Source organism: Alloalcanivorax sp. (assembly GCF_964221125.1).
In the GTDB taxonomy this organism is placed as follows: Bacteria; Pseudomonadota; Gammaproteobacteria; order Pseudomonadales; family Alcanivoracaceae; genus Alloalcanivorax; species Alloalcanivorax venustensis.
The window spans coordinates 1-5031 of record NZ_CAXPXK010000103.1 but is presented as its reverse complement, the minus strand read 5'-3'; the positions used below and the strand labels follow the sequence as shown (position 1 = coordinate 5031).

Sequence of the window (5031 nt, the reverse complement as noted above, 5' to 3'; positions counted from 1 at the left end):
CGGCTGGGCTACGACCGCGAAGCCGGCGAGCTGCTGCGCGAGCTTCAGCGGCGCTCGGAACAGCAGCCTGGTGGCGCGGAGGCGTTCGCCGATGCGCGCCGGACCCTGTCGGTGGCGGCGGTGGACCACGCCCGTCAGGGCGGTGATTTCGCGCGCGCCTATGACGAGGCGGTGATGGCGCTGTCCTCGGACCCGGATAACGAAGAGCTGGTGCTGGCGCTGGGCCGGGTTTACCAGGAAGGCGGCCTGCACCGGGAAGCGGCCACCACCTATGACTGGCTGCTGGCCCGCCCCGGCCCGCAGTTGCCGGCGCGCCGCGCGGCGGTGGCCAACGCCCTCGCGATGGACGACGTGGATCGGGCGGAGCAGCTGCTGGAGGAGGCGGCGCCGCTGGAAGACGGCGAGCTGCTGTTGCTGGCGGCGCGCACCGCGCGCCGGTCCGGCGATACCCGCAGCGCGCTGACTCTGGCGGACAGGGCGGCGGACGCCCACTACCGCGCCAACCGCGGCGGCGCTCCGGCGGCGCTGGCGGGCAGCGCCAACCCGTTCCGCAAGACCGCCGGCAAGACGCCGGAAAATCGCTGGCTGGCGCTCGCCGACGGCGACGACAACGACGGCACCCGCACTGATGTCTGGCTACCGGGCAACGTGTCTTCCGGTAACAGAGGCCAGCACTGGCAGCCGCCGGTGCGCGAGCAGGCGGTGGCCGCCTCGACGCCTTCCGCCGGGTACTACCAGCCCGGCGCGGTATCCCGCCCGGCACCAGCGCCGACGCCGGTGCAGGAAAGCGCCCGGGCCGAAGCGCGTATCGACCGCTTCCGCGAGGAAGTGCACCGGGACGTGGCGCCGCGCCTGGAAACCGGCCTGGGCCTGCGCAACCGGGACGGCGAGTCCGGCCTCAGCGAACTCACCGAAGTAAGCGGCGAACTGGCGTTTTCCGGCGTGCCGTTCCGGGGCGGCCGATTCCGGGGCGCGGTCACGCCCACCTTCCTGAACGCGGGCTCGGTGAGCGGTTCCGCCAGTGAACGGTTCGGTTTCGGCCCGCTGTCCGAGGGCGCCGCCTCCCTGGCCGGTACTCTGGACGGCGCCTACGACCTGATCGCCGAAGTGGGGCAGAGCGCCGAGCAGCTGGAAGCCGCCCAGAGCGCGTTTGAAGCGGCTGAAGTCGCGTTCCAGGGCGCGGACACTGCTTACCAGGAGGCGCTGGATGAGTTCGAGAACCAGGTGCCCCCGGATCCGGATGATGAGGACGCCGACGAGGATCTGATCACCGAGGAAGAATTGGCGGCCCTGGAGGCGCAGCGGGACCAGCGGGCAGACCAGTTGGCCGAACGCCAAACCCAGCGTGAGCAGGCGTCGAACCAGTTTGAAAGCGCCACCTCCCGCAACGTGCTGTACGAAGTGGGCATCGACCTGGACGCGCTCTCCGGCGAGCAGCGCGCCTTCGTGGACCGTTTCCTGGTGGCCAATTTCGGCAGCGCCGACTTCTCCCTGGAAGCGGACACCCCGGAAGAGTTCGAGGCCCGTTCGCAGGCGGTGCGCGATCTGATCGGCGGGCTGCAGGCGCGCGCCAACGGCTACGCCCGTGGCGCCGCCGCCGGCAACCAGACCGAGGCGGGCATGGGCGTCGGCTTCGGCTATCAAGGTCAGGCGTTCGCCGCCGATATCGGCAGTACGCCGTTCGGGTTCGAGGTCACCAACCTGGTGGGCGGGATCAGTTGGACACCCCGGCTGGGGCGCAACGGGCGCTTTGTTCTCGCTGGCGAGCGCCGCGCGGTCACAGACAGCCTGTTGTCCTACGCCGGTGTCGAGGACCCGGCCACCGGCGATCGCTGGGGTGGCGTGACGCGCACCGGCGCGCGCCTCGGTCTGACGTTCGATAACGGACCGCTGGGGCTGTACGGCGACCTGGGCTTCTACGATTACGACGGCCACACCGTGGCGGATAACCAGTCGGTGGAGGCGTCGTTGGGCGGTTATCTACGGCCGGTCCGTGAGGACGACCGCGAGCTCAAGACCGGGGTCAACGTGCGCTACATGAGCTTCGACGAGAACCTCAGCAAGTTCACCTACGGTCACGGCGGTTATTTCAGCCCGCAGGATTACGTCAGCCTGTCGTTCCCGATTGAGTACTCGGAGGACTATCGCCGTTGGACCTGGAGCGCCAAATTCGCGCCCGGTTTCCAAAGCTACAGCAGCGACGCGGCGGCGTTTTTCCCAACCCTGGCGGAGGAGCAGTTCTGGATGGAAATCCTCGCCTCGTCCGGCGTGATCGACAGCGCTTACTACGCCGCCGAGAGTAAAAGCGGCTTCGGCGTCAACCTGGGCGCGGGCCTGGATTATCGGTTGTCGCCGGGGCTCAAGCTGGGCACCCGGCTGGGTTACGACACCTTCGGCGACTATTCGGAAACCAAGGCGTCGGTGAACCTGAATTACACCCTGGAGGAATAATATGGACCGCGATGCGATCATGGCGCGCAGCCTCGCGTACTACCGGGATCAGCAGTGCGTGCCACAGTGGCGGGACTTTCTGTCGATCCTGGTCGGCGAGCTGGGCCAGCTTTCCGGGCACGACGAGTCGCTGGAATTCTTTCGCCACCTGGGTCACCGGCTGGCCGAGCGGCTGCCACTGGCGGAGCAGGACACCCTGGAAGGGCTGGAGACAGCGATTAACGAGCGCCTGCGCCGAATGAACTGGGGCTGGTGTTTGTTCTCCGCCCAGCAGAACATGATCACTATCCTGCACGGCGCCTGGCCGGAACTGGACAAGCGCCCGGGCTGCCCGTGGCCGCTGGCCATGGCGTCGCTGTTGGAAGGGCTCTACGAACGCTGGCTGCGCGGCCAGGGCGGCGGGGAGGTGTCGGTGAAAATGCTCACCGCGGCCTCCGGGGAACCGATGGAATTCTGTTACGGCCGATAAAACATGGAGATAACCATGCACACACGACCAGGGACGGTCGGACCCTTGGCACGGCGCTGTTGGCCCGTGCTGCTGTGTCTGACGTTGTTCGCCGGCTTCAACAGCCCCGCCGGCGCTGAAGAGCGTTACTCGATTTGGCGTGATTACGCGGCGCGCTTTATTACCGACGAAGGCCGGGTTCTGGACACCGGCAACAACAACGTTACTCACACCGAGGGGCAGGGCTGGGCCATGTTGTTCGCCGAGGCGTTCAACGACCGGGCCCGCTTCGACGCGCTCTGGTCCTGGACTCAGGCCAACCTGGATGTGCTCGACAGTGGGCTGCTGGCGTGGCGCTACCAGCCGGATCAAACGCCGCCGGTACAAGACCTGAACAACGCCAGCGACGGCGACCTGCTGATCGCCTGGGCGTTGCACCGGGCCGCCTACAAGTGGCGGGAACCGGAGTACGAGCACCTTTCGATCCGCCTTCGTCAGGCGATCCAGCGGCATCTGATTCGGGATTACGGTGGCTACGCGCTGCTGTTGCCGGCCCGCGACGGCTTCGTGCGCGAGGACCGGGTGATCGTGAACCTGTCCTATTGGGTGATGCCGGCGTTGCGGGAGTTCGCGAACGTGGACCCGGGCGGCCCCTGGCGGCGCTTGCTGCTGGACGGCGAGCGACTGCTGCGCGAGGCCCGTTTCGGCGACCATGCTTTGCCGCCGGACTGGCTCACCGTATACCAGGACGGCCGCCTCGAGGTGGCGCAGGACTGGCCGCCCCGGTTTGGCTTCGAAGCTATTCGCGTACCGCTCTATGTGGTCTGGGCAGGGCGCCGCCGAGAGGCGGGGATGGCTTCGATTCGGGCCTACTGGCAATCGCCAGTCGGCAGGGAGCCGGCGGCATGGGTCAACCTGATCAATGGGGAAACCGCCGAGTATCCCCTGTCCCGGGGCGGCCTGGCGGTACGCTCGCTGTTACTAGGGATGCCGGGTAAACTGCCGCAACAGCTTCGTCCGGAAGACGACTACTACTCCGCTTCTTTACTTATTTTATCAATGTTGGCGGCCTTCCTTCCGGAACCCACATTGTCCCAGGCGACTCCTACCCGGTGAGCCCTACAAGGAGGTAAGAGACCCCGTGATTCGTAAAGCCGTGATTCCCGTGGCCGGCTTCGGCACCCGCATGCTGCCGGCGTCCAAGTCGATCCCCAAAGAGATGCTGCCGGTGGTGGACCGGCCGGCCATCGCCTATGTGGTGGAGGAGGCGGTGCGCGCGGGCATGACCGAAATCATTCTGGTCAGCCACGCCAGCAAGAGCGCGGTGGAGAACTATTTCGACGGTCACCCGGAGCTGGAAGCGCAGCTGGAGGCCAAAGGCAAAATCGACCTGCTGGAACAGGTGCGCCACCCGCTGCCGGACGGCGTGCAGGTGGTGAGCGTGCGCCAGGGCCCGCCGCTGGGCCTGGGCCATGCGGTGCACGCCGCCCACCAGCTGGTGGGCGATGAGCCGTTCGTGGTGATTCTGCCCGACGTGCTGGTGGACGCGCTGGACGATACCGACGACCTGACCGCCATGGTGCGCCGCTTCGAGAATAGCGGCGCCGCCCAGATCATGGTGGAGGCGGTGCCCGACGACCGCGTCGACCAGTACGGCATCGCCGAGCTGGACGGCCCGTCACCGGCGCCGGGGGCGAGCGCGCCGATGCGCGCGGTGGTGGAGAAGCCCAAGCCCGCCGACGCGCCCTCCAACCTGTCGGTGGTGGGCCGCTATGTGCTGCCCGCGGGCATCATGGGCCTGCTCGCCGACACCGCGCCGGGCGCCGGCGGCGAGATTCAGCTCACCGACGCGATCGCCGACCTGATCGCCCGCCAGCCGGTGGAAGCCTACGCCATGCGCGGCCGCACCTTCGACTGCGGCAGCAAGGCCGGCTACCTCCAGGCGATCCTCCACTACGCCGCCAAGCACCCCGATCTCGCTGAGATCATTGTGGGAGGGGGCCTTGTGGGAGCGGGCCCAGCCCGCGAAAGGTCGCAAAGCGACCGGCAGGATCCCAGAGCCCCCTCTAAATACGCTTCTCCCGACGCCTCTGGTATCCCGCCGGCCGGCGAGGCCGGCCTTTCGCGGGCGG

General features: G+C 67.8%; 4 protein-coding genes. All 4 read left to right on the top strand.

The window, feature by feature from the left end; genetic code table 11:
- The coding region (locus tag ACEQZD_RS13015; protein WP_370186006.1) for a cellulose synthase subunit BcsC-related outer membrane protein at nucleotides 1-2451 on the top strand (2451 nt) is incomplete at its 5' end.
- Nucleotide 2452: 1 nt separating this feature from the next.
- Nucleotides 2453-2920 (top strand): cellulose biosynthesis protein BcsD, encoded by a 468-nt coding sequence (bcsD, locus tag ACEQZD_RS13010; RefSeq protein WP_370186005.1) that lies wholly within the window; start codon nucleotides 2453-2455, stop codon nucleotides 2918-2920.
- A gap of 45 nt (nucleotides 2921-2965) precedes the next feature.
- On the top strand, nucleotides 2966-4015 hold the full coding sequence (locus ACEQZD_RS13005) for a glycosyl hydrolase family 8 (RefSeq protein WP_370186003.1): 1050 nt from the start codon (nucleotides 2966-2968) through the stop codon (nucleotides 4013-4015).
- Nucleotides 4016-4040: 25 nt separating this feature from the next.
- Nucleotides 4041-5031: UTP--glucose-1-phosphate uridylyltransferase (locus tag ACEQZD_RS13000; RefSeq protein ID WP_370186001.1), on the top strand; the 991-nt coding region annotated here is incomplete at its 3' end.

Coding starts and splice junctions, on each gene's coding strand:
- bcsD (WP_370186005.1), top strand. CDS start 2,453: ATGGACCGCGATGCGATCATGGCGCGCAGCCTCGCGTACTACCGGGAT.